A 24,627-nucleotide genomic window follows, 5' to 3' on the forward strand; every position below is an offset into this window, starting at 1 on the left:
CGGGACGTTCGCCGCCCTGCGATAATGCCGCCTCCATGAAAAACATCGTCATCCTGATCTCCGGCAGCGGCTCCAATATGGCGGCCATCGTGCGAACCGCGCAGCAAGAGCGCTGGCAGGAGACCCTGGGGGCGAGGGTGGCGGCGGTGGTCAGCAACAAGGCCCAGGCCGGCGGACTGCAGTTTGCCCAGCAGCAGGGCATTGCCACCGCCGTGGTGGACCACAAGGCCTACGACAGCCGCGAGAGCTTTGACGCAGCGCTGATGCAGTGCATCGATGCCCATGCCCCGTCCCTGGTGGTACTGGCCGGTTTCATGCGCATTCTGACCCCCGGCTTTGTCGCGCACTACAGCGGCCGGCTCATCAATATCCACCCCTCGCTGCTACCAGCCTTTGCCGGGCTGCACACCCACCAGCGCGCGATCGATGCCGGTTGCAGGTTTGCCGGCTGCTCGGTGCACCAGGTCACGGCCGATCTGGATGCCGGCCCCATCCTGGAGCAGGGGCTGGTGCCCGTGCTGCCGGGCGACACGGCCGAGCTGCTGGCCGCGCGCGTGCTGGTGCAAGAGCACCAGATCTACCCCAAGGCGGTGCGCGCGCTGTTGCAGGCGCGCTGAGCGCTGCGCAACGCTGTCACACCTGGTCAGGCGTCTCGGTCTGTGGCGTATAAGCCGCAAACCGGGGCTGGCGCTGGCCGTTCACTTCCACGTCCTCGCTGAACATGGCCGCTGGCCGCACCCACCAGCCGTAATCGCCATACAGCGCCTGGTAGACCACCAGCCACTCGCGCGTCTCGCTGTGCTGGGCCAGCTGCCAGACTTGGTAGAGCCGGCCTTTGTAGTGGCGGTAGAGTCCGGGCGAAATAGCTGGTGCTGGCATCGGGTGCTGTTCCATAATCTGAAAAAATAACCAAGCCTAGCAGATGCGCCCGCCTGCACATGCCGACATGGCCCGTGCGCGCCAGGCACCAGCGCTGTGCGGCCAGAACCTGTTCGGAGGGTGGGGTGGAGCAGATAGATTTTGTGCAGCGGGTCGATGCCTATACGCGCGCCGCTGCAGAAGCGCCAGCGGTCTTCCGCCGCCATGTCTTTGGCATGCTGCTGCTGGCGGGGCTGTGGATCTGGGGTGCTCTGCTGCTGGGTCTGGCCTTGCTGGCCTGGTCGGTGCTGTCCTGGGTCTACCAGGGCTTTTACGGCCTGCAGATCTTTGGCTTTTTTGCCGGTGTGGCGCTGCTCATCAGCGTGCTGCGCCTGACCCGCTCCGACTGGGTCACGCCCGAGGGCATCGCCGTGCCCGCTGCCGAATGCCCGCGCCTTTTTGAGGCACTCGAGCGCGTGCGCCAGAAGGTGCGCGGCCCCCGTATCTGCCAGCTGGTGATCACTGAAGACTACGGACTGCGCATTGCGCAGCAGATGCGGCTGGGCGGCTTGCTGCCGGCGCGCTACCACCTGCTGCTGGGCCTGCCGCTGGCGATGGCGATTGACCGGCCGCGCCTGGTGGCCCTGATCGCGCAGGAATACAGCCATCTGCGCCGCCGCCAGGGCTGGCTGCAGGCCGCAGTCTACCGCGCCCGCCGCCGCCTGCAGGGGCTGCATGAGCGCCTCGCCGATGCGCGCCAGATGACGCACCTGGGCTGGGCCAATGAGCGCTTCATGCGCTGGTATTTGCCGCGCTGGTGGGCGGCCAGCTTTGTGCTGGCGCGGCAGGACGAGGCCGTTGCCGACCGCATGGCGGCCCGCTGGGTCAGCAAGCCGCTGATGGGCGAGGCGCTGTCCGAGGTGGCAGTGCGCGGGCGCTGGTTCCGCGAGCAGTTCTGGACCATGCACTGGCTGCGCGCCCGCGAGCTGGCCTCGCCGATCGGGCCTTTCAGCCTGATGGCCGGGGTGATGAACCACAGCATGGATGTCAACTGGGTCTACCAGGGCTGGAAGCAGGAATACCATGCACCCGCCAGCTACCAGGACACGCCCCCCAGCCTGCGCGAGCGCCTGCGGGGCCTCGACGTGCCCCCGGGCCTCACGCCCATGTCCAGCAGCAACTGCCTGGCCTGGCTGGGCAAGCGCTCGGAGCGCTGGATCGAGCTGCTCGACCAGCGCTGGTGTGTGCGCCATGGCCATGACTGGGTGGCCTACCGCCAGATCCTGAGCGCATCGGCCGCGCGCGTGGCCGCGCTGATGCCGCGCGAGCCCTACCTGGATGCCGACCAGCTGGTGGAGCTGGGCTGGCAACTGCAAAGCACGGCCTTGCAGCACCAGGATGCCCCCTTGCCGATCTACCAGCGCGCGCAGGAGCTGGAGCCGGGCAACGCCCGCGCGCTGGCCGCCTGCGCCAGCCTGCACATGGGCATGGATTGGGAGGCGCAGCTGCAGTACCTGGCGCAGGCTTTTGCGCAGCTGCCGGCGATGGGCGCGGCCTGGTGCCGGCTGGCCTCGGGCGTGCTCGATGTGCTGGAGGATGAGGATTTTGACGAGGCCTCGGTGCGTCAGCTGCGCAGCGACTGGCGCGCGCGCGAGGCGCTGGCCCGCACGCAGCTGCAGGCGCTGCGCGATGAACGCTTGGTGCAGGGCAGCCTGTTGGGCGCGCGCGCCTGTACCGCGCTGCCGCATCCGCTGTGGGCTTCCGAGCTTGCAGCACTGCAGCTGCATCTGCAGCACTGCCCGCGCTTGCGCCGTGCCTGGCTGCTGGCGCGGCCACTGCGCAGCTTGCCGGGGGCCTATGCGCTGGTGCTGGTGCTCGACCGGCCCGGCGTGCACTACCAGGACAACAAGCGGCTGGAGCTGCAGTGGCGCGGCTACCTAGAGCGCGAGCTGCTGCTGTGCAAGCTGATGCCGCTGTGGATCACCCATGTCGACGAGCTGGGCCCCACCGCGCTGCGCCAGCTGGCGGCCATGCCCTGGGGCCTGGTCTATGACCGCACGGCGCAGCCCGGTGGCGCGCGCAGCAGCGGCACAGCGCCGCTCACCGGTTAGCCGGGCCTGGCGCCCGGATACTGGCGCAATGGGACAATAGCGGCTATGCATCCCAAAGCCCTCTTAGATGCCTGCGCCGAGCTGGTTGCGCAGGCCCTCACCTTTGAACACCCGGCTGACGCCGTGGTGTCGCGTTATTTCCGTGAACACCGCAACCTGGGGCCGCGTGAGCGTGGCACCCTGGCCGAGACGGTCTACACCGTGCTGCGCAAGAAAACGCTGTTCGAATCGCTGGCCCGCTCGGGCAGCGGCGCGCGCGAGCGCCGCCTGGCCATCCTGGGCTTTGCCGGCCCGCGCAGCTTTGTCAAAAGCGCGCTCAGCGACCAGGAAGTGCAATGGCTCGACGACTGCGACGCGATTGCGCCGGCCAGCCTCATGCCCCAGCACCGCCACAACCTGCCCGAGTGGCTGGTCGAGCCGCTGCAGGCCCAGGTGGGTGAGCAGTTCGAGCAGCTGGCCGCCAGCATGCTGGAGACGGCCCCGCTGGATCTGCGTGCCAATGCCTTGCTGACCAAGCGCAGCGAGCTGCAAAAAGAGCTCAAGGAAGCGGGCATCAAGGCCGAACCCACCCCGTACTCCCCCTGGGGCCTGCGCGTGGCCGACAAGCCTGCGCTGTCGCGCCTGGAGGCCTTTGTCAAAGGCCGGGTCGAGGTGCAGGACGAGGGCTCGCAGCTGCTGGCCTTGTTGCTGGATGCCAAGCGCGGCGAGATGGTGACCGACTTTTGCGCTGGCGCTGGCGGCAAGACCCTGGCCATTGGCGCCACCATGCGCAGCACCGGCCGCCTCTACGCCTTTGATGTGTCGGCCCACCGTCTGGAGGCACTCAAGCCGCGCCTGGCCCGCTCGGGCCTGTCGAATGTGCACCCGGCCGCGATTGCGCATGAGCGCGATGAGCGGGTCAAGCGCCTGGCCGGCAAGATGGACCGCGTGCTGGTCGATGCCCCCTGCTCGGGCCTGGGCACCCTGCGCCGCAATCCCGATCTGAAATGGCGCCAAAGCCCCAAGGCCATTGAAGAGCTGACGGCCAAGCAGACTGCGATTCTGGCCAGCAGCGCCCGCATGGTGAAGTCCGGCGGCCGCCTGGTCTATGCCACCTGCAGCATCCTGCCCGCTGAGAACGAGGCGATTGCCGAGGCCTTTGCCGCCGCCCACCCGGACTTTGTGCCGATGGATGCCGGCGAGCTGCTGGCGGGCCTGAAGGTCGAGCAAGCCGCCAGCTTGTGCAGCGGCGGCGACAGCGGCAGCCAGTACCTGCGCCTCTGGCCCCACCTGCACCAGACCGACGGTTTCTTTGCCGCCGTCTGGCAACGCAAGTAAGGCAGTCAGTCCAATAAGGCATTGGCCACCAAGGCGATTGCGCCTTGGCAGGCTGCCTCTGCTGTCAGCCTTTCCAGCCCAGCCAGTTGGCCACACTGCGCCAACCGGCGCGCCAGCCCGCATAGGCCTGCACCTGCACCAGCAATTGGGCGGGCTGCAGGCCTTGTGCTTGCAGCCAGTACCAGCCCGCATGCGCGCCATTGCAGTGCGGGGCCTCTTCGGCCACCAGGCGCAGCGCGCTGTGCCAGGGTGAGCTGATCCGCAGCTGCCCGGCGCGGCAGTACAGGCTGCTGCCCGCCTCCAGATACAACCATTGGCCCTGGCCTGCACGCAAGGCCAGGCTGCTGCTGTGGATGGCGGGCTGCGCCGGGGCGCTGGTCTGGGCCTTGGGGCTGGCGCTGCCTGGCAGGGCGGTGGCGAGGCGGGCGGTGGTGCTGGTGGTCATTTTTTGCGCTTTCCTGAGCATTGCAGAACAGGGCTCTAGCGTAAAAAAACGCGCTGCAACGCAACAGACACAGTCCGCACCAGGGTCGGGCAGAACAGCGCAAGCACAAAGCGGCTGTTCTGGTTCAAAATCGCAGTTTCTGTATCTGTTCTGTCAGGGTTGAACCTGAGACCATAGCGCTGCGAATGGGAACCTGGCCCTGGCCACTGCGGTGGCGCACAAGGGTGAAGGACAGGTTCCCGGAACCAGGAGTCCTGCTGTGCCGCTGTTAGAAGAGAGTCTGTGTGACATCCCCGAAAGCCATGCCCTAGACGCGGCAGGCAGCCCGCCTGCGGACGATGCGTTTCTGTACGAGCGCATCGCCGCGCATTTTGAGCAGGCCATTGCCCAGCAGACCCTGGGCGTGGGCGCGCGCATGCCCTCGGTGCGCGATATCCGGCGCCAGCACCATGTCAGCCACAGCACGGCGCTGCAGGTGCTGCGCGTGCTCGAGTCGCGCGGCCTGATCGAGGCGCGGCCCCGCGTGGGCTACTTTGTCAGCGATACGGCCCTGCAGATGCCCGCCGCGCGCGAGCCGCTGCAGCTGGGCCCGTTCCCGATGCAGGATCACCGCTTTGAAGGCATTGGCGAGCGGGCGGCCGAGTACCTGAACAAGGCGCGCCTCAAGGGGCCGCTCAAGGTGGACCTGGGCAGCGCGATGCCGGCGCCCGAGCTGTTCGATGCCAAGCTGCTCAACCAGCTGGCCGTGGCCTTGCTGCGCGAGCAGCCCCAGATCCTGGTGCACGGCCCGTCGGCGCCGTTCACCCATCCGGATTTTCAGGCCTCGATGGCGCGCTACGCGCTGGGCTTTGGCGTGCGCCTGGCGCCGATGGACATTGCGGCCACCTTTGGCAATTCCGAGGCGGTGAACCTGGCGCTCGATGCGCTGACCCAGCCGGGCGACATGGTGGCGATTGAGTCGCCCACCTTCTACGGCATCCTGCAGGCCATCGAGGCCAAGAAGCTGCAGGCGCTGGAGATCCCGTCGAGCCCGCACACCGGCATGTCGATCGAGGCGCTGGAGCTGGCCCTGCGCACCCACCCCCACCTCAAGGCCGTCGTGGTGGTGCCCCATCTGCAGATGCCCCAGGGCGCCACCATGCCCGACAGCCACAAGAAGCGCCTGGTGGCCCTGTGCCGCGAGTACCGGGTGGCCCTGATCGAGGACGATATCTACCGCGAATTTGTCGAATCCGACGAGGTGCTCAAGCCCTGCAAGGCCTGGGACACCGATGGCTCGGTGATCTATTGCTCCTCGCTGTCCAAAAGCTATGCGCCGGGTCTGCGCCTGGGCTGGATGAATGCCGGGCGCTGGCAGGAGCGGGTGCAGATGATCAAGTTTGCCCGCTCGCGCAACCTGCCGGTCTGGCCCCAGCTGCTGGGGGCGCGCACGGTGGGGTCACCGTCGTACATGCGGCACCTGGTGCGCCTGCGCCAGCAGCTGCGCGTGCAGCGCCAGGCCGCTGCGCAGGCCGTCGCACGCTATTTTCCGATCGGCACGCGCCTGAGCCTGCCAGCTGGTGGCCTGAGCATCTGGCTGGAGCTGCCCGAGCAAATCTCGTCCAGCCGCCTGTACGACGAGGCGCTGGCCGTGGGCATCCGCGTGGCGCCGGGCGACATGTTCAGCAACACCGGCCATTACGACCACTTTCTGCGGCTGAGCTGCGGCATGCCGTTTACCGACGCAGTGGACGAGGCCTACCGCAGCCTGGGGCGCATGATGCATGCGCAGCTGGGGCTGCCGCCCAGGGCTTGATGCCGGGGCGCCGAGGGCGCGATGCTTAGAAAAACCGGACGCAGAAAAGCACAAAGGACACCGAGGTGTCCTTTGTGGTGTTTGCATGCCACCAGGTGAATGGCGGCGTACAGGCTGATTACTTCAGCTTCACTTCCTTGTAATCCACATGCTTGCGAGCCTTGGGATCGAACTTCGTGATCAACATCTTTTCAGGCATTGTCTTCTTGTTCTTGGTGGTCGTGTAGAAGTGACCGGTGCCGGCTGTCGATTCCAGCTTGATTTTTTCGCGTCCGCCTTTGGATGCCATGGTGATACTCCTTAAGCTTGGCCACGTGCGCGCAGGTCTGCGAGCACAGAATCAATACCGTTCTTGTCGATCAGACGCAGAGCGGCGCTGGAAACACGCAGGCGAACCCAGCGGTTTTCAGTTTCCACCCAGAAACGGCGATATTGCAGGTTCGGCAGGAACCGGCGCTTGGTTTTGTTGTTGGCGTGGGAAACGTTGTTTCCCACCATGGGCTTCTTGCCCGTTACTTCGCAAACGCGTGCCATCAGGACACTCCGAAAGTTTTAACAGCTGCTTGCCCTGTCTGCCCCGTTAAAGACAGCGCGGCTTGCAGCCTCACCTCGCCAATCAAAGGGTGGCGGTAGCCCATGTTCACGGCCGGGCCTGTTCAGTGGTGCAAGACCGCTGGCAAACCTGCCGTAGTTTCCTGTTCACGCGCCGAAGATTGCGAAATAGCAAAAGGCGGCAAGCAGCAAAGCCAAGGATTATAACCCGAAAGCAAAATTCGGGCTAGGCCCTTTGCTCTGTGGTTTATTCCTGCTCGAGGAAGCGCTGGGCATCCAGCGCGGCCATGCAGCCCGTGCCCGCGCTGGTAATGGCTTGGCGGTAGATGTGGTCTTGCACGTCGCCAGCGGCAAAGATGCCGGGAACACTGGTTTGTGTGGCAAAGCCGCCACGGCCCATCTGGGTCACCAGGTAGCCGTTTTCCATCTCCAGCTGGCCTTGGAAGATATCGGTATTGGGGTGGTGGCCAATGGCGATAAAGCAGCCTTGCAGCGCGATGTCTTCGGTGTGGCCGTCCTGCGTGCTCTTGATGCGGATGCCGTTGACGCCCGACTGGTCGCCCAGCACTTCATCGAGCGTGAAGTGGGTCTTGAGCTCGATCTTGCCTTCCTGGACCTTCTCCATCAGCTTGTCGACCAGGATGGGCTCGGCCTTGAACTTGTCGCGGCGGTGCACCAGGGTCACCTTGCTGGCGATGTTGGACAGGTAGAGCGCCTCTTCCACGGCAGTGTTGCCGCCGCCGATCACGCAGACGGGCTGCTCGCGGTAGAAGAAACCGTCACAGGTCGCACAGGCCGACACGCCACGGCCCATGAAGGCCTCTTCGGTGGGCAGGCCCAGGTACTTGGCCGATGCGCCGGTGGCGATGATCAGGCTGTCGCAGGTGTAGGTGCCGCTGTCGCCCTTCAAGGTGAAGGGGCGCTTGCTGAAATCGACCTGGTTGATGTGGTCAAAGATGATCTGGGTCTTGAAGCGCTCGGCATGCTCCAAAAAGCGCTGCATCAATGCCGGGCCTTGCACGCCCATCACATCGGCGGGCCAGTTGTCCACTTCGGTGGTGGTCGTCAGCTGGCCGCCCTGGGCCATGCCGGTGATCAGGACGGGATCGAGGTTGGCACGCGCCGCATAGATGGCGGCCGTGTAGCCCGCAGGGCCCGAGCCCAGAATCAGTACTTTGGCATGTTGGTGGATGGCGGACATAGAACTCCTATCGCATTCATGGGGAGCAGATGCGGGGCATCTGCGAATCAATCAAGGGGGCTGGCTCGCGCGCAGCAAAACATGAAAGAGTATCAAACACTAGCCACCCTCTGTGGATGGCTTGTGTCAATGTCCTTGATTGTCGCAAGCCATCGCAGCACCTGAGGACGCCCGGCGCTGCCTTTGCGCACCAATGACAACAATCGTTGCGGCGTGCTGGCGCAAGGGGTGGGATTGTAGGAAGATAGGTAGATTACAAAATGTTGCGTATTGCCTGGTGACAGGGGCATCGCGCCGGTGGCGAGCCATGCTTTTCGTGCATCAGATTTATGTTTTTATTGGGTATTTGTGCTGATGGCCAGCGCCTGTCGCGGCCTTGGCGGCCCGCTCTGTGCGGGAGGGCGGCCCGCACTTTGCCTGAAGCACCGCGTCGCACCGGGGCATCACCCAGCCCCAGGCCCCTGGCCTGCTATCGAATTTGCAATCCGCTTAGGGTAAGCTCTGGCTCCTAGGTTATGGCTTACTCATCAAAGAAATCAAAGACAGCACCCCAGACCGGCCATTCGCTGGTGATGGGGGTTCGCCGTTTTGGGCACGAGCTGGTGCTCATCATCAGTTTTGTGCTGATGGCGTTTTGCGTGGCGGCCATGGTCAGCTACTCACCCAAGGACCCGGCCTGGTCCACCTCGGGCACCCAAATTGCCGGCCATGTCAGCAACTGGATGGGGCGCCTGGGCGCGATGGTGTCTGACGGCGGCTATTTCATGGTGGGTTTTTCGGTTTGGTGGCTGGTGGTCGCGGCCGTGCTGGCCTGGTTCTCGTCGCTGGCACGCTGGCTGCGCGCCGGGGAGGCACCGCCCAATGATCCGCGCCCGCTGTGGCTGCGCCGCATGGTGTTCTGGGGTGGTCTGGTGGTGCTGCTGCTGGCCAGCGCTGCGCTGGAATGGTCGCGCCTCTACCGCTTTGAGGCCAGCCTGCCTGGCGCTGCCGGCGGTGTGCTGGGCTTTTTGCTCGGCCCGCTGGCCGAGCGTTGGATGGGTTTTACCGGCTCGGGCATTGTCGGCGTCATGCTGCTGCTGCTGGGCCTGTCCTGGATTCTGGGCTTCTCCTGGGGCCAGATCGCCGAGAAGGTCGGCGCCGGGATTGAACGCACTTTGCAAAAGCTGATGCTGCGCCGCGAAGCCGCTGCCGACAAGGCCGTGGGCAAGAAGGCGGCGCAGGCGCGTGAGGCCGAGGTCAGCAGTGCGGCGCCCGCGCCGATGGCCTCGCGCATGGATCCGACCGGTGATGGCCTGGACAGCATGCTGCCTGCTGCGCTGCGCAGCGCAGCCGTCGATTCGGGCCTGCATATCGCCCAGCCGCTCAAGCCCCAGGCGCAGCCCAGCGCCCGTGTGGTCAAGGAGCGGCAAAAGCCGCTGTTCAACGAGCTGCGCGACACACGCCTGCCCCAGGTCGACCTGCTCGATGCGGCGCCCAAGACGCAGGAGAGCGTCTCCTACGAAACCCTGGAGATGACCAGCCGCCTGATCGAGAAAAAGCTCAAGGACTTTGGCGTTGAGGTGCGCGTGGTCGAGGCCGCGCCCGGCCCGGTGATCACCCGCTATGAGATCGAGCCGGCCACCGGCGTCAAGGGCTCGCAGATCGTCAACCTGGCCAAGGACCTGGCCCGTTCGCTGTCGCTGGTGTCGATCCGCGTGGTCGAGACCATCCCCGGCAAGACCTATATGGCACTGGAGCTGCCCAATGCCAAGCGCCAGACCATCCGCCTGACCGAAATCCTGGGCTCGCACGAGTACCACGACGCCAAGAGCCTGCTGACCATGGGCCTGGGCAAGGACATCATCGGCAAGCCGGTGGTGGCCGACCTGGCCAAGATGCCGCATGTGCTGGTCGCCGGTACCACCGGTTCCGGTAAGTCCGTGGGTATCAACGCGATGATCCTGTCCGTGCTCTACAAGGCCGAGGCCAAGGATGTGCGGCTGATGATGATCGACCCCAAGATGCTGGAAATGTCGGTCTACGAAGGCATTCCGCACCTGCTGTGCCCGGTGGTGACCGACATGAAGCAGGCGGCCAACGGCCTGAACTGGTGCGTGGCCGAGATGGAGCGCCGCTACAAGCTGATGAGCAAGCTGGGCGTGCGCAATCTGGCGGGCTACAACACCAAGATCGACGAGGCCAAGGCGCGCGAGGAAAGCATCCCCAACCCCTTCAGCCTGACGCCCGAGTCGCCCGAGCCCTTGCAGCGCCTGCCGCATATCGTTGTGGTGATCGACGAGCTGGCCGACCTGATGATGGTGGTCGGCAAGAAGATCGAAGAGCTGATTGCACGCCTGGCACAGAAGGCGCGCGCCGCCGGTATCCACCTGATCCTGGCCACGCAGCGCCCCAGCGTCGATGTGATCACCGGCCTCATCAAGGCCAATATCCCCTCGCGTATCGCGTTCTCGGTGGGCTCCAAGATCGACAGCCGCACTATTTTGGACCAGATGGGCGCCGAGGCGCTGCTGGGCATGGGTGACATGCTCTATATGGCCAGCGGCACGGGCTTCCCGGTGCGGGTGCATGGCGCCTTTGTGTCCGACGAGGAAGTGCACCGCGTCGTCAGCTACCTCAAGGAGCAGGGTGAGCCCGACTATATCGACGGCGTGCTCGAAGGCGGCACCGGTGAGGGCGATTCCGGCTTTGGCGATGAGGAGGGCGGCGGCAGTGGTGAGAAGGACCCGATGTACGACCAGGCGGTCGAGATCGTGCTCAAGGACCGCAAGGCCAGCATCTCCTACGTGCAGCGCAAGCTGCGCATCGGCTACAACCGCTCGGCCAACCTGCTCGAAGAGATGGAGCGCGCCGGCCTGGTGAGCGCCCTGACCGGCAGCGGCCAGCGCGAAGTGCTGGTGGCCCACCGTCCCGGCGGTGAAGAATAGCGCAGCGGCGGGTAAACATTCGCAAAGCCAGCGCCTTGGCGGCCCACCGCGGGCACTTGTGGCCCGCTGCCGCACTCCAAACCCCTTGTTGGCCTGAAAGTGGCCCATGCATTGGCTTTGTTCGCAAAGCACGAAAGGATTCACGATGAAACAATGGATCGCAGCAGCCGCCCTGGTCAGCCTGGCCGGTTGGGCACAGGCCGATGGCCTGCAAAGCCTGGAAAAGTTCATGACCAGCTCGCAGGCCGGTGAAGCCCAGTTCACGCAGACGGTCACCTCGCCCGCCAAGCAGGGCCAGGCAGGCAGGGTCAAGACCTCCAGCGGCAGCTTTGCATTCCAGCGGCCGGGCAAGTTCAAGTTCATCTACCAAAAGCCGTTTGACCAGACCATCGTCGCCGATGGCACGGTGCTGACCGTCTATGACGCCGACCTGAACCAGGTCACCCAGCGCCAGCAGAGCAAGGCCCTGGGCCAGACGCCTGCGGCTCTGTTGGCGTCCGCGTCGAGCCTGCAGGCGCTGAAGGCCGAGTTCGACGTGAGCAGCCTGCCCGAGGCCGATGGCCAGCAATGGGCCCAGGCCATCCCGAAGAACAAGGACGGCCAGATCAAGCAGGTCAAGGTCGGCTTCAAGGGCGATGAGCTGCAGACCCTGGAGATCGAGGATGGCTTTGGCCAGCGCTCGGTGCTGCGCTTTGTCGGCTTCAAGGCCCTGCCTTCGCTGCCGGGCTCGGCGTTCGAGTTTGCGATTCCGTCCGGTGCGGAAGTGATCCGCCAGTAAGACCACAAGCCATTGCAACAAAGCCCTGGCTGTCAGGTACGGCCAGGGCTTTGTTTTTGGGCTGAACAGCGCTGGACGACTGCAGTCTCCCGTGTCGTGACTGCTGCCTAGCGTGCAGCGTAGCGGCTGGCCGGGCGGCTCAGGCCCAGGTGGTCGCGCAGTGTGCGGCCGCTGTACTCGGTACGGAACAGGCCTCGGCGGCGCAGCTCGGGCAGGACCAGGGCCACAAAGTCATTCAGCCCGCCAGGGAAGTAGGGCGGCATGATGTTGAAGCCGTCGGCGGCCTCGCCCTCAAACCATTCCTGCAGCGCGTCGGCAATCTGCGTCGGCGTGCCAACGACGATGCGGTGTCCGCGTGAGCCGGCGACCAGGTGGTAGAGCTGGCGCAGGCTCAGGTTATCGCGGCGGGCCAGGTCGGTCAGCAGCTTGGCGCGGCTCTTGAGCTGGTCGGACTCGGGCAGGTCGGGCAGCGGGCCGTCCAGCGGGTAGCCGGAGATATCGTGGCCCAGCCGCTCGGACAGCATGGACAGTGCACCCGAGGTGTCCACCCATTGCTGCAATTGCTCGTAGCGGTCCTTGGCCTCTTGCGCCGTACGGCCGATGACGGGGAACACACCGGGCATCAGGTGCACGTGCGATGGGTCGCGGTTCCACTGGCCCAGCTGGCTTTTCAGACCCCGGTAGAAAACGCTGGCCTCCTCCAGCGTCTGCTGGGCGGTGAAGACGACATCGGCCGTGCGGGCTGCCAGCGCCTGGCCGGGCTCGGACGAGCCCGCCTGGATCACGATGGGGTGGCCCTGCGGCGGGCGCGGTGCATTCAGCGGGCCTTTGATGCGGAAATGCGCGCCCTCGTAGTCCAGCGTGTGCAGCTTGGCGGGGTCGAAGTACACACCGCTGTCCTTGTTGCGCACGATGGCATCGTCCTCCCAGCTGTCCCACAGGCCTTTGACCACATCGACAAACTCGCCGGCCATCGCATAGCGCTCGGCATGGTTGGGGTGGTTGCCACGGGTGAAATTGGCGGCCGTGCGGTCATAGGAGGTGGTGACCACGTTCCAGGCGGCCCGGCCCTGCGAGAGCAGATCCAGCGAGGCGAACGAGCGGGCAATGTGGTAGGGCTCGCTGTAGGTTGTCGAGGCCGTGGCTGCCAGGCCAATGTGGCTGGTGGTCATGGACAGGGCCGACAGCAGCGTCAGCGGCTCAAAGCGCAGTGCGGCCGAAGGGTGCATGTCGGGTGTGGCGCTCAGGCCATCGGCCAGGAAGACCATGTCGAACTTGGCGTCTTCAGCGGTCTTGGCCAGGCGCTGGATCAGGCCCAGGTTTTCGCTGCCAGACTCGGCATCGGGGTGGCGCCAGCCAGCCACGTGGTGGCCGGCGCCTTGCAGGAACAGGCCCAGGCGCATCTGGCGGGGAGTGGAGGTAGAGGTCATGCTTGCACCAAAGAGAACAAAGCGGTCAGTTGAATCAGGTCGTCACGGCTGCGCATGCGGCCAACCAGTGCAGGCACGGCGCGCAGCGCCTCTGGCTGCTGCTGCGTGGTGTCGGCAAACTTGGCGGCCAGGTCCTTGGCACGGCTGAGGCCTTGCACGTGCTGCATGTACTGGCGGCCGTCGTGCAGCGTCACTTCCACGGTGGAGAAACGGGTCTTGGGGTCGGTGGAGGCACGCGCTGCATGCGGGTCATGGGCGCGGCTGACACGGCGGCCAAAGGCCCGCAGGTCTTCGCGGGCAGGGCGCTCGTCAAACAGCGACAGGCCCAGCGCGCCATCGACCAAGGCAGCGGCCAGCACATATTCGACGCTGAAGCGGCCTTCCAGACCGGTGGCTGGGTCGGTCACGGTCAGTGGCGTATCACCGGCGGGTGGGAAGACCACACGCACTGCGGCAATGTCCTCGGCACGTAGCTGGTGCGTGGCGCGCAGCGCCAGCGCGGCATCGGCCGCATAGTGCGTGGCTGTGCAGCAGGCATAGGGCTTGAAGTACAGGCCGGGCGTGACGATCTGCCAGGGCGCGCCCCAGTCGGCCAGCGCGCGTCCTGCATCGGCTGCGCCAAAGCCATAGGCGTCCAGAAAGCCGATGGGTGCTTCCAGCACGCCGGGTGCGCCTTGCAGGCCGGCCTGTGCCAGCTGCGCCGCAAACAGGCCAGCGCGTGCGGCCAGACCGGCGTGCAGCGGCTTGGCCTCGCTGCCAAACTGCAGGCGCAGACCACCGGCCTGCGTGGCGGCCAGACCCAGTGCGTTTTCGGTGGCGGCGGCATCCAGCGTCAGCAGGCGGGCGCAGGCAGCGGCTGCGCCCAGAGGGCCCAGCGTGGCGGTGTTGTGAAAGCCGTTTTCGTAGTGCTTGCTGCCCAGGGCCAGACCCAGGCGGGCCATGGCTTCGACGCCGACGATATAGGCATCCAACAGGTCGAGGGCGCTGGCTGCGGGCAGGGTATCGGCCAGCGCAAACAGGGCCGGCAGCAGCACGGTGCCAGGGTGGCCACGCACGCTGGAGTGCACATCGTCAAAGTCCAAAGCATGGCCGGCATAGCCGTTGAGCAAGGCGGCACTCGCGGCATCGGTCGTGGTGGCTTGGCCGATCACACGGGCCGCGCCGCCAGCTTGTGGCAGTACGCCACGCAGCTTGTGCCAGGCCGGATCAGCGGGGCCGGGAAAGGCCGAAGCCAGAAAATCCAGCACGCCTTCGCGTGCGGCCTGCACGGCGGCGGCATCTTCCAGCGGGCGGGCATCGGCAATGCGCCGCGCAAAGTCCTGGCTGAGGGTCATGGTCAGAAAGCCAGTGGGGTGGCTGGCGTAAAAGGGGTCGATGGATGCTGCGCTGCAGGCGGCAGGCGGGCGCTGCGGTCACCGCCCAGCGCCCGGTGCAGAAAGCTGCGGGTGCGTTCGTTGCTCGGCTGGCCAAAGATTTGCGCGGGCGTGCCGTGTTCGACGATGCGGCCTGCCTCGGTGAAATAGACCTGGTCGCTGATCTCCTCGGCAAAGCGCATCTCGTGCGTCACCAGCGCGCAGGTCATGCCGTCGCGCACCAGTTCGCGGATCACGGTGAGCACCTCGCCGACGGTTTCGGGGTCCAGGGCCGAGGTCACTTCGTCGAACAGCATCAGCTCGGGCCGCATGGCCAGCGCACGGGCAATGGCTACGCGCTGCTGCTGGCCGCCGGACAGCTCGCCAGGGTAGGCATGGGCCTTGTGCGACAGGCGAACCTTGTCCAGCAGCACGCGCGCCTCGCGCTCGGCTTCGCCACGCTCGCGGCCCAGCACGCGGGTGGGCGCGATCACCAGGTTCTGCAACACGGTCAGGTGCGGGAACAGGTTGTACTGCTGAAAGACAAAGCCCACGCGCTGGCGCAGGGCGATCAGTTCGGCCTCGGTGCGCAGCTCCTGCACCTGGGTCTCGCCCACGCGGATCTGGCCTTGTTGCGGGCGCAGCAGGCCAGTGATGCAGCGCAGGATGGTGGACTTGCCCGAGCCCGAGGGGCCGATGATGGTGACGGCCTGGCCGCGTGGAATATCGACATCAATGCCCTTGAGCACTTCGTTGGCGCCAAAGGCCAGATGGATATCGCGCAGCTGCACCAGCGGCGCGGTCTGGGTGGAGGGAGTTTCAGCGGAAGGCATGGCGTTTTTCCAGGCGCCGTGTGGTGCGCGCAATGGGGTAGCAATAGGCAAAGAACAGCGCCAGCAGCGTGACATACACCAGGATGGTGAAGTCGGTACGGGCGACGGTGTTGCTGGCAATCTGGGCCGTGTCCACAATGTCATGCACACCGACCAGCGAGGCCAGCGAGGTGCTCATCGTGATGCTGGCGTAGAGGTTCATCCAGGGTGGCAGCATGCGGCGTACGCACTGCGGCAGGATGATCCAGCCAAAGATCTGCCAGCGCTTGAAGGCCAGCGACTGCGCGGCCTCCCACTGGGCCGTCGGAATGGACTGGATGGCCCCGCGAAAGATCTCGGCCACCACGGCCGAGGTCGGCAAGGCCAGGCCCAGCACGACCTTGATCCAGTCTGGAAAGGGCAGGCGCCAGTGCAGCAGCTGCAGCTCGAACGGGAAGACATAGGTGGTGAAATAGATCAGCACCAGGATGGGCGCATTGCGAAAGGCCTGTACATACCAGTGCGTGGCGCTGCGCAGCGCGGCCCATTGCGAGAGCGCCAGTGCCCCCACGAACAGACCCGCCACCGTGCCGATGGCCATGGCCAGCATGCTGATGTAGATATTGGTCCACATGCCGCGCACCAAGGCGGGTGACCATTGCCACAAATGGGCCAGCGCAGGCGGAAAGCGGCCCTCGGCATGCCACCAAACGGCCAGCAGCGCGGCGGCCACCAGCAGTCCCAGCAGCCAGGGGTTCAGCAGCAGCGCGGACCAGCGCAGGGCCGGTGCGGGCTGTGGAGATGTCAGTTCACTGGCCATAGCCGGGCATCCTCAGGCGGTGTTCGAGCCAGCGGCCCGCGCGGCTGACCAGCCAGGTCAAGCCCCAGAAATACAGCAGGATCAGCAGCAGCAGCTCCAGCACGTTGTCACGCTGCGTCCAGATCATCACGGACTCGTAGGTCACATCGCCCACCGCAATGGCCGATGCCACGGCCGTCATCTTCACCAGATCGACCATGTTGTTCACCAGGGCCGGCAGCGCAAAGCGCAGGGCCAGTGGCAGCTCTACGCGCCACAGCAGCTGGCGGCGGCTGAAGCCCAGCGACTGTCCTGCCTCCAAGGTTGCATGAGGCACGGCCTCGATACCGGCGCGCAGTGCCTCGGCATGGAATACGCCCTTGTGCAGCGAGACCACGATAAAGACCCAGACAAAGGGCGTGAGCGGGTTCACGCCGCCATGCGCTTGCAGGCTTTGCGTGATCAGCATGTTCAGCACCAGAAAGGCGCAGTACAACTGAACCAAGGTGGGGGTGTTGCGGGTGAGCTCGACAAAGGCGCGCGTCGTTCCACGCAGCCAGCGCTGGCCTGAAGTCAGTCCGGCAGCCAGCAATACACCTGCCACCAGGCTGCCTGGAATCACCAGCAGGCACAGCTGCAAGGTGACGCCCAGGCCACGGATGAAGGCATCGCGTTCATAGGCTTCCAGCAGAAATGCGAAGTTCAGGCCGAGCGGCTTGGCGGCCTGCACCAGCCATGGGTAGAAGCTGTGCTCCAACATGGCGATTCCGTCAGGCAGGCGTCTTGCGGTACTTGGCCTGCAGGTCGAACAAGCTTTGCGATGGGCTGAGCCCGTTTTTTTTCACGGTCTCAATCAGCCAGCCGCTGCGGTGCCACTGCTGAATGATGCGGTCGATGGCGGCACTGGCATCGCTCTCGCCCTTGCGCACCCAGATCACCTGGGGCGAGGGAATCAGGTCCTGGGCCAGCGGCAGTTCGTAGTCCCTCCAGTCACTGCCGCTGGCAACCATGAGCCGCAAGGTGGGGCTGACATGGACGGCGGCATCGCAGCCGCCGCCGCGCAGTGCCAACAGCGATTCGGGCTGACCACGAAAGGCCTTGATCTTGGCACCGTATTCCTCGATCAGCGGCTTGGTGTAGTTGGAACCTTGCGAAACGCAAACGGTCTTGCCGCGCACGTCGTCCCACTGCTTGAAGCTGCCGCCCTTGCGGGTCAGCAGCGCGCCGCCAATCTCCTCAAACGGGGTGGGGGCGAAGTCCAGGATCTCGGAGCGCTCCTGCGTCCAGGACATGTTGGCGATCAGCACATCCACCTTGCCCGATTGCAGAAACTGCACGCGATTGGAAGGTTGGACCTGCACGGCCTCCAGCTTCACACCCAGACCGGTAGCCACGGCCTGGGCGAGATCGACGTTGAAACCTTCGGGTTTTTGGGTCGCTGGGTTGATCGTGCCAAACGGCGGGCCCGACAAAATGACGCCGATGGTGACCTGGCCACGCTGCTTGATTTTGTCGAGCGTGGCATCGGCATGGGCCAGGTGGGCGGTCAGCGCCAGGGCGCTGACGGCGGCAGTGGAGAAAAAGCGAGAGGTCATGGCGAATGGGCAATGGCGGCCTGCCGCAGAGGGCGGGCCGCTTGGTGGCGCGAGAGCGGAGCGGGACTACTTGGACTTGGCGGCCTGCAAGGCCTGTTGCTGCAGTTCCACGAGCGCCGGCAGCGGTGGCGTGATGCCCAGGCGTTTTTCTGTGTCGATCAACCAGCCCGTGCGGTGCCAGTTCTGGATGACCCGGTCGACTGCTGCAATGGTGTCGTTCTCGCCTTTGCGGGTCCAGACGACGGAAGGCGCCTCGCCCAAGGCCAGGGTGATCGGTGCATCAAAGTCTTTCCAATCGGCATTGGTTTTGAGCAGGGGGTAGATCAGCGTGGTGTCGTGCACGGAGGCCACGCAGTTGCCACCGCGCAGTGCCAGCAAGGCCTCTGCCGAGCCTTTGAAGCCCTTGACCTGTACGCCATAGTCGGCCCCCAAAATGCGGGCATAGCTGCCGCCTTGCGAGGCGCAGACGGGTTTGCCGCGCAAGTCCTCCCACTTGGTCAGGCCACTGCCCTTGCGGGCGATGGCGGCACCGCCCACCTTGTAGAACGGGGTGGGCGCAAAGCCCATTACCTCGGCACGCTCGGGGTTCCAGTCGATGGAGGCGATCAGCAAATCGACCTTGCCCGACTGCAGAAACTGCACGCGATTGGAGGGCTGTACCTGAATCAGCGTGGCGTCCGCGCCCAGGTCACGCGCCAGCTGGCGTGCGAGTTCGGGGTTCCAGCCAATGAAGCGCTGGTTGGAGGGGTCAATCGAGCCTGTGGGGCCGCCGTTGAGCAACACGCCAATGGTGACGGACTTGTTGGCCTTGATCTTGTCCAGCGTGGCATCCGCATGGGCGCTAGCGGCACACAGCGCCAGCGCAGCAGCGAAGGCCAGGGTCGAGAGTGGGGGGGAGGGGAAAGAGACCGTCGAACGCATATCAAATGGGCTGCCTAGGCGCAGAAAAAGAGAGAGAAATGACCGCAGATAGCCATCATTGTTCGGGCTGCGTGCTGCAGGTGACAACGAAGTTTTTCGTGCTTGGGTATGCGTAAGACTTATATGGGGCGGCCAGCGGAGGGCGCCTGGACGGACGGCTCCCTGTGCTGGCGGACCAGGTCCGGTGGATGCTGAAAGCGGCGCTGCTGTGCCACCGGGCAAGCGATCGGCTGCAGCGCCGGCAGGTGGTGGCCACGGGCAGGCAAAATAAAAACGCCCGATGCATGGCATCGGGCGTTTGGGGCCGAATGGCTTAGGCAGGTGCCGGCAGTCCCACCGACGACCTCAGCAAGGGCGGGTCACGGCGCTTGTCTTGCCGGACGCGGATTGCAAGCGTTTGGGTCTGCGCATCGTATGCGCCGCTCGCAGTCTAAGGTAGGGCCCATGGCTGAGGGGTGGTATGGCAGCTTGTACCTATCACAGCGCCATGTCCGGCACTTTCTTGACAGCACCCTTGTCTTCCTGGGGCTGCACACCGGCTTCCACGCCGTGCAGGCTGGGCGAGGCAATCGCCAGGTTCAGCGCCTGCTCGGTGGCCTGCCATTCCTGCTGCAGCATGGCGGGGTTTTCGTTGAGCTTGATGCCGTAGCTCGGCACGATCTTGCGGATCTTGGCTTGCCAATCGGCGCTCTTGACCTTCTCGGGGAAGGCCTTTTCCAGCAGGGTCAGCATGATCGCTGGCGAGGTCGAGCCGCCGGGCGACGCGCCCAGCAGTGCGGTCAGCGAACGGTCCTGGGCGACGACGACCTCGGTGCCGAGCTTGAGGATGCCACCCTTTTCGGGGTCGTTCTTGATGATCTGCACCCGCTGGCCCGCTTCCCACAGGCGCCAGTCGGCATCCTTGGCCTCGGGCATGTAATGGCGCAGCGCGTCCATCTTCTGCTCCTTGTTCAGGCTCAGCTGCTGGGCCAGGTACTTGACCAGCGCAAACTCGTTGACGCCGACCTGCAGCTGCGGGATCACGTTGGCAAAGGTCGTGGCCTTGGCCAGGTCAAAGTAGGAGCCGTTCTTCAGGAACTTGCTCGACCAGGTCGCGAACGGCCCGAACAGCAGCACACGCTTGCCGTCCAGCACGCGGGTGTCCAGGTGGGGCACGGACATCGGAGGCGAGCCAGTATCGGCCAGGCCATAGACCTTGGCCAGGTGGCGCTCGGTGATCTCAGGCTTTTCGGTGACCAGGAACTCGCCGCCCACGGGGAATCCGCCATAGACCTTGGACTCGGGGATGCCCGACAGCTGCAGCAGTGGCAGCGCCGCGCCACCGGCGCCGATGAAGATAAAGCGCGCATCCACCGTCTGGATCTTGCTGCTGTCCTTCATGTCGAAGGCCGACACGCGCCAGGAGCCATCGCTGTTGCGCGTGATGGAGCGCACTTCCTGGCCGGTGCTCAGCTTGAAGTTGGGCTTGGACGACAGGTTCTTGTAGAACTGGCGCGTGATCTCGCCCAGGTTGACGTCGGTGCCCAGCGGCGAGCGGGTGGCGGTCACCACTTCGGCCGGGTCGCGGCCTTCCATCATCAGCGGAATCCATTCCTTGATCTGCGCCGGGTCGATGGACGACTCCATGCCGGTGAACAGCGGCGAGGCTTCCAGCGCCTTCAGGCGCTTTTGGATGAAGGAGCGGTTTTCCTCGCCGAACACCAGGTTCATGTGTGGCGTGGAGTTGATGAACTCGCGGGGATTGCCCAGTACACCGGCGCGCACCTGGTGCGACCAGAACTGGCGCGACACCTGGAAGTTTTCATTAATGTTAATGGCAGAAGAAATCTGCACATTGCCATTTTTATCCATCGGTGTGTAATTGAGCTCGCACAGCGCCGAGTGGCCGGTGCCGGCATTATTCCAGCCGTTGGAGCTTTCTTCGGCGACTTGGTCCAGGCGCTCGAACAATTCATAGCTCCAGCCGGGTTCGAGCTCCTGCAGATAAACGCCCAAGGTGGCACTCATGATGCCGCCGCCAATCAGCAGCACATCGACCTGGCGGTCCGCTTTTTCTGCGCGGTATTGGCTGCCAAAGAAATACTGGTAACCCACCACGCCCGCACCGACCGCTGCCGCCGAGGCGACGAACTTGCGACGGGTGAAGCCCTTCTTGGGCGCTTTGGCAGCGGAGGCCGCTTGGGGATTTTCTGTTGGATTCGTCATTGCTGAAACTCCACAAATTTTTGGATTTTGACAGTGTTGTCGTAAAAGACCATGAATAACCATGGTTTAAGCAGGCTCAATGTCTCTCCGATTCTGGGGTGCCTGTTCTGACGGTATTGAGCTGCTTGGCTTAGGCGGTTCTAAATAAGGGTGCCAATGAATATCCGAGGCCGATAGTAACGGTGGCTTTGCATATCCATAAAACAGAAAGTGGTTAATCAGTGATCACGAGCGCACCGGTATTTGGCGGCGCGCCAAAAACCAGTCGGCCAGGCCGGCGCAGACCACGGTGGCCGCTACCGGGGTGACCCAGCCCAGGCCCAGTGCGGCGCCGGGCAGGTGGTCCAGCCAGGTGGGCAAAGCGCTGGTCCATTGCAGCGCCTTGGCGCCATCGACCAGGCCAAACACCAGGGCCACCAGCATCACCGGGATGTAGACCCGAGCGGGCTGCTGCCAGCGCTGCAGCAGGCTGAGTGAGACCAGTGCAATCGCGGGGGGGTAGAGGGCGACCAGCACCGGGCCTGCGATCTCGATCAGCTGCGCCAGGCCCTGGTTGGCCACGGCGGCGCTGAAGATGCACAAGGACAGCGCGACACTGCGGTAGGAGAAGCCCGTCAGCTGGCTGAAAAAGCTGCTGCAGGCGCTCACCAAGCCCACGCCGGTGGTCAGGCAGGCCAGCAGGATCACGGCGGCGATCAGCCAGATGCCGGCGCTGCCAAAGCGGTGCTGCACAAAGGCGCTGAGGATCTGCACGCCGGTCACGGTGTTCTGCGCCAGCTCGCCACTGGTGGCGCCCAGGTAGCACAGCGAGATGTAGACCAGGCTCAGGCACACTGCGGCAATCAGCCCGGCATAGATGGCGTAGCGGGTGTGCAGGCGCGCATCGGTCACGCCCGCATCCTTGATGGCGTTGACGATGACAATGCCGAACACCAGCGAGGCGAGGGCGTCCATGGTCTGGTAGCCCTGCACAAAGCCCTGGGCAAAGGCGGCCAGCTGCGTGCCATAGTCGGGGTTGGCCGTGCTGTAGCCGCCCACGGGGGCCAGCACTGCCATGCCGCCCAGCGCCAGCAGCGCGGCAATCAGCAGCGGGGTGATGAGCTTGCCCAGCAGGTCCATCAGCTTGCCGGGGAACAGCGACAGCAGCAGCACCAGCGAGAAATAGACAATGCTGAACACCAGCAGCGCAATCGAGGTGTTGCCGACAAAGGGGGCAATGCCCATCTCGAACGAGACGGTGGCGGTGCGCGGCGTGGCAAAGAAGGGGCCGATCGTCAGGTAGATCGTGGTGGCCAGCAGCAGGCCGGCGATGCGGCCAATCGGATGCGTCAGCTGGTCCAGACCACCGCCCACGCGGGCCAGCGCCACCACGCCCAGCAGCGGCAGGCCCACGCCTGTCAGCAAAAAGCCGGTTGTGGCGCCCAGCAGGTTCTCGCCAGCGGCCAGGCCGACCAGTGGCGGGAAAATGATGTTTCCCGCGCCCAGGAACAGGGCAAAGGTCATGAAGCCGAGGGCGATAATGTCCCTGGTTTTCAGTGATTTCATAAAGGCTCTTGGTTCTTGCTGGTTGGCGCCCACTTAAGGGGGCTGCACCTGGCGAATGGAGTCACGGAGACGGGCATCAGAAAAATGGCCCCATGCGGACATGTGCTGTGGAGCGTTGGCTGCAGCTCCTACGGCAAATAGGCCTTGAGCGCGTGGCGTCCTTGTCGGGGCTGTTGTTATAGGCTGGGCCAATAAGGGCCCTTTGGTATCTGATGCGACGTGAATCCGTATAAACCCTTATTTTCTGCGAAAAGTTGTGACTCAGATCATCAAAGGCATATTCATCCCGGGGATAACCTGGGGCATGTTGCATAAAAGTAGTAAGCACCAGCCCCGCCCAGAGGCGCGGCCAGCGGGCGCCTTCTCTGTGGTGGGTCGTTTGGCAGGAGGCCTGCATGGCTGATCTGTTTAGCCAGGAACCGGCCGCGCCGCTGGCCGAAGCGCTGCGCCCCAAGACCTTGGACGAGGTCGTGGGCCAGTCCCATCTGCTGGGAGAAGGCAAGCCGCTGCGCCTGGCCTTCCAGTCCGGCAAACCGCATTCGATGATCTTCTGGGGCCCGCCCGGCGTGGGCAAGACCACGTTGGCGCGGCTGACAGCGACGGCGTTCCAGTGCGAGTTCATCGCCCTGTCTGCGGTCTTGTCGGGTGTGAAGGACATCCGCGAGGCCATGGAGCAGGCCAGGCAATATCTGGCGCAGGGCAAGAACACCATCTTGTTCGTGGACGAAATCCATCGGTTCAACAAGTCGCAGCAAGATGCCCTGCTGCCGCACGTGGAATCAGGGCTGTTCACCTTCATCGGCGCCACCACCGAGAATCCCTCCTTTGAGGTCAACTCGGCGCTGCTGTCGCGGGCCCAGGTCTATGTGCTCAAGTCGCTGACAGAGGCGGAGCTCAAGCGCTTGCTCCAGCGGGCCCAGGAAGAGCATGCGCTTGACGATCTGGCGTTTGACGACCTGGCCGTCGATACCCTCGTGGGGTATGCGGATGGTGACGCCAGAAGGTTTTTGAACCTGCTGGAACAAACGAGCACGGCAGCCAAGGCATCAGGCGTTGTGGAGGTCACGGCCGGGTTCCTGCAGAACGCGCTGACCTTGAACAGCCGCCGTTTTGACAAGGGCGGCGACAACTTCTACGACCAGATCTCGGCCTTGCACAAGTCGGTGCGCGGCTCGCACCCCGATGCCGCGCTCTACTGGCTCACGCGCATGCTCGACGGCGGCGCCGATGCGCGCTACCTGTCCCGGCGTATTGTGCGCATGGCCTGGGAGGACATTGGCCTGGCTGACCCGCGCGCGATGCAGATCGCCAACGATGCCGCGCTGACCTATGAGCGCCTGGGCAGCCCCGAGGGCGAGCTGGCCCTGGGCCAGGCCGTCATCTACCTGGCCATGGCCGCCAAGAGCAATGCCGGCTACAACGCCTACAACCAGGCCAAGGCCTTTGTAAAGCAGGACAAGAGCCGCGAAGTGCCCGTGCATTTGCGCAACGCCCCGACCAAGCTGATGAAGGAGCTGGGCTATGGGCATGAATACCGCTACGCGCATGACGAGCCCAATGCCTATGCGGCCGGGGAAACCTATCTGCCAGATGGCATAGATCCTCCCGGCTGGTACCAGCCCGTGCCCCGGGGACTGGAGCTGAAGATTGGCGAGAAGCTGGCGCAGCTCAAGCGCTGGGATGACGAGGCCGGGCAGGACTGAGCACCTGCTTTTTCCTGCCTATTCAAAGGTTTCCTGCGAGATCCACGCTGCGGCAGAGGGTGCCGCTGCACCCCCTCGCATGCCGTCCTCCATGCGCTCTATTAGTTGCGTATGAAACCGTTACCACATCTTGGCGAAACACATATTGCGCTGGATGAAGTGTGAGTAAAACACCGGGATACAACTGAGCGCCCCGGCAGAGGTCGTACAAGTTGTCGAAAATTTGTCGCAGATACGACAAAAGACTCTAGCGAGCATGGCGGGCATGCGCGGGAGTCGTACGA

The 24,627-nt window shown here is 64.6% G+C and carries 21 protein-coding genes; 7 read left to right on the forward strand and 14 right to left on the reverse strand.

Features of this window, described 5'->3' with window-relative positions; all coding sequences use genetic code 11:
• The first annotated feature begins 35 nt into the window (after window positions 1-35).
• Entirely contained in the window at window positions 36-617 is a 582-nt protein-coding gene (gene purN, locus WH265_RS17115) for a phosphoribosylglycinamide formyltransferase (RefSeq protein ID WP_021025294.1), read from the forward strand.
• A gap of 16 nt (window positions 618-633) precedes the next feature.
• Here the strand turns inward: purN and WH265_RS17120 are convergent, their stop codons facing one another.
• Window positions 634-879, reverse strand: coding sequence for a DUF1653 domain-containing protein (locus WH265_RS17120; RefSeq protein ID WP_043338519.1), 246 nt, complete (start codon window positions 877-879; stop codon window positions 634-636).
• A gap of 125 nt (window positions 880-1,004) precedes the next feature.
• On the opposite strand from WH265_RS17120, the gene WH265_RS17125 reads away from it, so the two are divergent.
• Both WH265_RS17125 and WH265_RS17130 read left to right on the forward strand, forming a co-directional pair.
• Window positions 1,005-2,969: a M48 family metallopeptidase gene (locus WH265_RS17125; RefSeq protein WP_339559066.1), complete on the forward strand. Its 1,965-nt coding sequence runs from the start codon at window positions 1,005-1,007 to the stop codon at window positions 2,967-2,969.
• Between the two features lie 45 nt (window positions 2,970-3,014).
• Entirely contained in the window at window positions 3,015-4,286 is a 1,272-nt protein-coding gene (locus tag WH265_RS17130) for an RsmB/NOP family class I SAM-dependent RNA methyltransferase (protein WP_339533849.1), read from the forward strand.
• A 64-nt stretch (window positions 4,287-4,350) separates the two neighbouring features.
• On the opposite strand, the gene WH265_RS17135 is transcribed toward WH265_RS17130, so the two are convergent.
• A complete protein-coding gene (locus WH265_RS17135; protein WP_339533847.1) occupies window positions 4,351-4,731 on the reverse strand; it encodes a hypothetical protein in 381 nt (126 codons plus the stop codon).
• A gap of 259 nt (window positions 4,732-4,990) precedes the next feature.
• Here WH265_RS17135 and WH265_RS17140 point away from each other — a divergent pair, with 259 nt between their 5' ends.
• Window positions 4,991-6,526 carry an aminotransferase-like domain-containing protein gene (locus WH265_RS17140; protein WP_445228545.1) on the forward strand — a complete coding sequence of 512 codons (1,536 nt, stop codon included), beginning with the start codon at window positions 4,991-4,993 and terminating at the stop codon, window positions 6,524-6,526.
• 118 nt (window positions 6,527-6,644) lie between these two features.
• On the opposite strand, the gene rpmG is transcribed toward WH265_RS17140, so the two are convergent.
• From rpmG to trxB, 3 genes are all read right to left on the reverse strand, one after another.
• Entirely contained in the window at window positions 6,645-6,815 is a 171-nt protein-coding gene (rpmG, locus tag WH265_RS17145) for a 50S ribosomal protein L33 (protein ID WP_021026858.1), read from the reverse strand.
• Window positions 6,816-6,826: 11 nt separating this feature from the next.
• Complete coding sequence (rpmB, locus tag WH265_RS17150; RefSeq protein ID WP_021026859.1) at window positions 6,827-7,060, reverse strand: 50S ribosomal protein L28; 234 nt, start codon at window positions 7,058-7,060, stop codon at window positions 6,827-6,829.
• A gap of 265 nt (window positions 7,061-7,325) precedes the next feature.
• Window positions 7,326-8,279, reverse strand: a complete 954-nt coding sequence (gene trxB, locus WH265_RS17155; RefSeq protein ID WP_339533845.1) for a thioredoxin-disulfide reductase — start codon at window positions 8,277-8,279, stop codon at window positions 7,326-7,328.
• A gap of 515 nt (window positions 8,280-8,794) precedes the next feature.
• Between trxB and WH265_RS17160 the strand changes: the two genes are divergently transcribed.
• Complete coding sequence (locus WH265_RS17160; protein ID WP_445228546.1) at window positions 8,795-11,203, forward strand: DNA translocase FtsK; 2,409 nt, start codon at window positions 8,795-8,797, stop codon at window positions 11,201-11,203.
• 145 nt (window positions 11,204-11,348) lie between these two features.
• The gene (gene lolA / locus WH265_RS17165) at window positions 11,349-11,981 is read left to right on the forward strand and encodes an outer membrane lipoprotein chaperone LolA (RefSeq protein ID WP_021026862.1); all 633 of its coding nucleotides are present in this window, start codon (window positions 11,349-11,351) and stop codon (window positions 11,979-11,981) included.
• A gap of 107 nt (window positions 11,982-12,088) precedes the next feature.
• On the opposite strand, the gene WH265_RS17170 is transcribed toward lolA, so the two are convergent.
• The 9 genes from WH265_RS17170 to brnQ all read right to left on the reverse strand — a co-directional run bounded on the left by WH265_RS17170 (window position 12,089) and on the right by brnQ (window position 22,640).
• Window positions 12,089-13,411 carry an LLM class flavin-dependent oxidoreductase gene (locus WH265_RS17170; RefSeq protein ID WP_339559068.1) on the reverse strand — a complete coding sequence of 441 codons (1,323 nt, stop codon included), beginning with the start codon at window positions 13,409-13,411 and terminating at the stop codon, window positions 12,089-12,091.
• The gene (locus WH265_RS17175; RefSeq protein WP_339559069.1) at window positions 13,408-14,745 is read right to left on the reverse strand and encodes an MmgE/PrpD family protein; all 1,338 of its coding nucleotides are present in this window, start codon (window positions 14,743-14,745) and stop codon (window positions 13,408-13,410) included. Before WH265_RS17175 ends, WH265_RS17170 begins: the two co-directional genes overlap by 4 nt.
• Window positions 14,746-14,747: 2 nt before the next feature.
• Window positions 14,748-15,596: an amino acid ABC transporter ATP-binding protein gene (locus WH265_RS17180; protein ID WP_339559070.1), complete on the reverse strand. Its 849-nt coding sequence runs from the start codon at window positions 15,594-15,596 to the stop codon at window positions 14,748-14,750.
• Complete coding sequence (locus WH265_RS17185) at window positions 15,583-16,395, reverse strand: amino acid ABC transporter permease (RefSeq protein WP_339559071.1); 813 nt, start codon at window positions 16,393-16,395, stop codon at window positions 15,583-15,585. The genes WH265_RS17180 and WH265_RS17185 overlap by 14 nt, the downstream gene beginning before the upstream one ends.
• Window positions 16,385-17,134 carry an amino acid ABC transporter permease gene (locus WH265_RS17190; RefSeq protein WP_339518336.1) on the reverse strand — a complete coding sequence of 250 codons (750 nt, stop codon included), beginning with the start codon at window positions 17,132-17,134 and terminating at the stop codon, window positions 16,385-16,387. Before WH265_RS17190 ends, WH265_RS17185 begins: the two co-directional genes overlap by 11 nt.
• A 10-nt stretch (window positions 17,135-17,144) precedes the next feature.
• Entirely contained in the window at window positions 17,145-17,969 is an 825-nt protein-coding gene (locus WH265_RS17195; protein WP_021026868.1) for a transporter substrate-binding domain-containing protein, read from the reverse strand.
• A 66-nt stretch (window positions 17,970-18,035) separates the two neighbouring features.
• Entirely contained in the window at window positions 18,036-18,890 is an 855-nt protein-coding gene (locus WH265_RS17200) for a transporter substrate-binding domain-containing protein (RefSeq protein ID WP_339559072.1), read from the reverse strand.
• Window positions 18,891-19,367: 477 nt separating this feature from the next.
• Window positions 19,368-21,095 (reverse strand): malate dehydrogenase (quinone), encoded by a 1,728-nt coding sequence (mqo, locus tag WH265_RS17205; protein ID WP_339559073.1) that lies wholly within the window; start codon window positions 21,093-21,095, stop codon window positions 19,368-19,370.
• A gap of 225 nt (window positions 21,096-21,320) precedes the next feature.
• Window positions 21,321-22,640 carry a branched-chain amino acid transport system II carrier protein gene (gene brnQ, locus WH265_RS17210; protein WP_339559074.1) on the reverse strand — a complete coding sequence of 440 codons (1,320 nt, stop codon included), beginning with the start codon at window positions 22,638-22,640 and terminating at the stop codon, window positions 21,321-21,323.
• 395 nt (window positions 22,641-23,035) lie between these two features.
• On the opposite strand from brnQ, the gene WH265_RS17215 reads away from it, so the two are divergent.
• The gene (locus WH265_RS17215) at window positions 23,036-24,343 is read left to right on the forward strand and encodes a replication-associated recombination protein A (protein WP_339559075.1); all 1,308 of its coding nucleotides are present in this window, start codon (window positions 23,036-23,038) and stop codon (window positions 24,341-24,343) included.
• The last annotated feature ends 284 nt before the right edge of the window (window positions 24,344-24,627 follow it).

The organism is Comamonas sp. MYb396, assembly GCF_037479555.1.
Taxonomy (GTDB): Bacteria; Pseudomonadota; Gammaproteobacteria; order Burkholderiales; family Burkholderiaceae_C; genus Comamonas.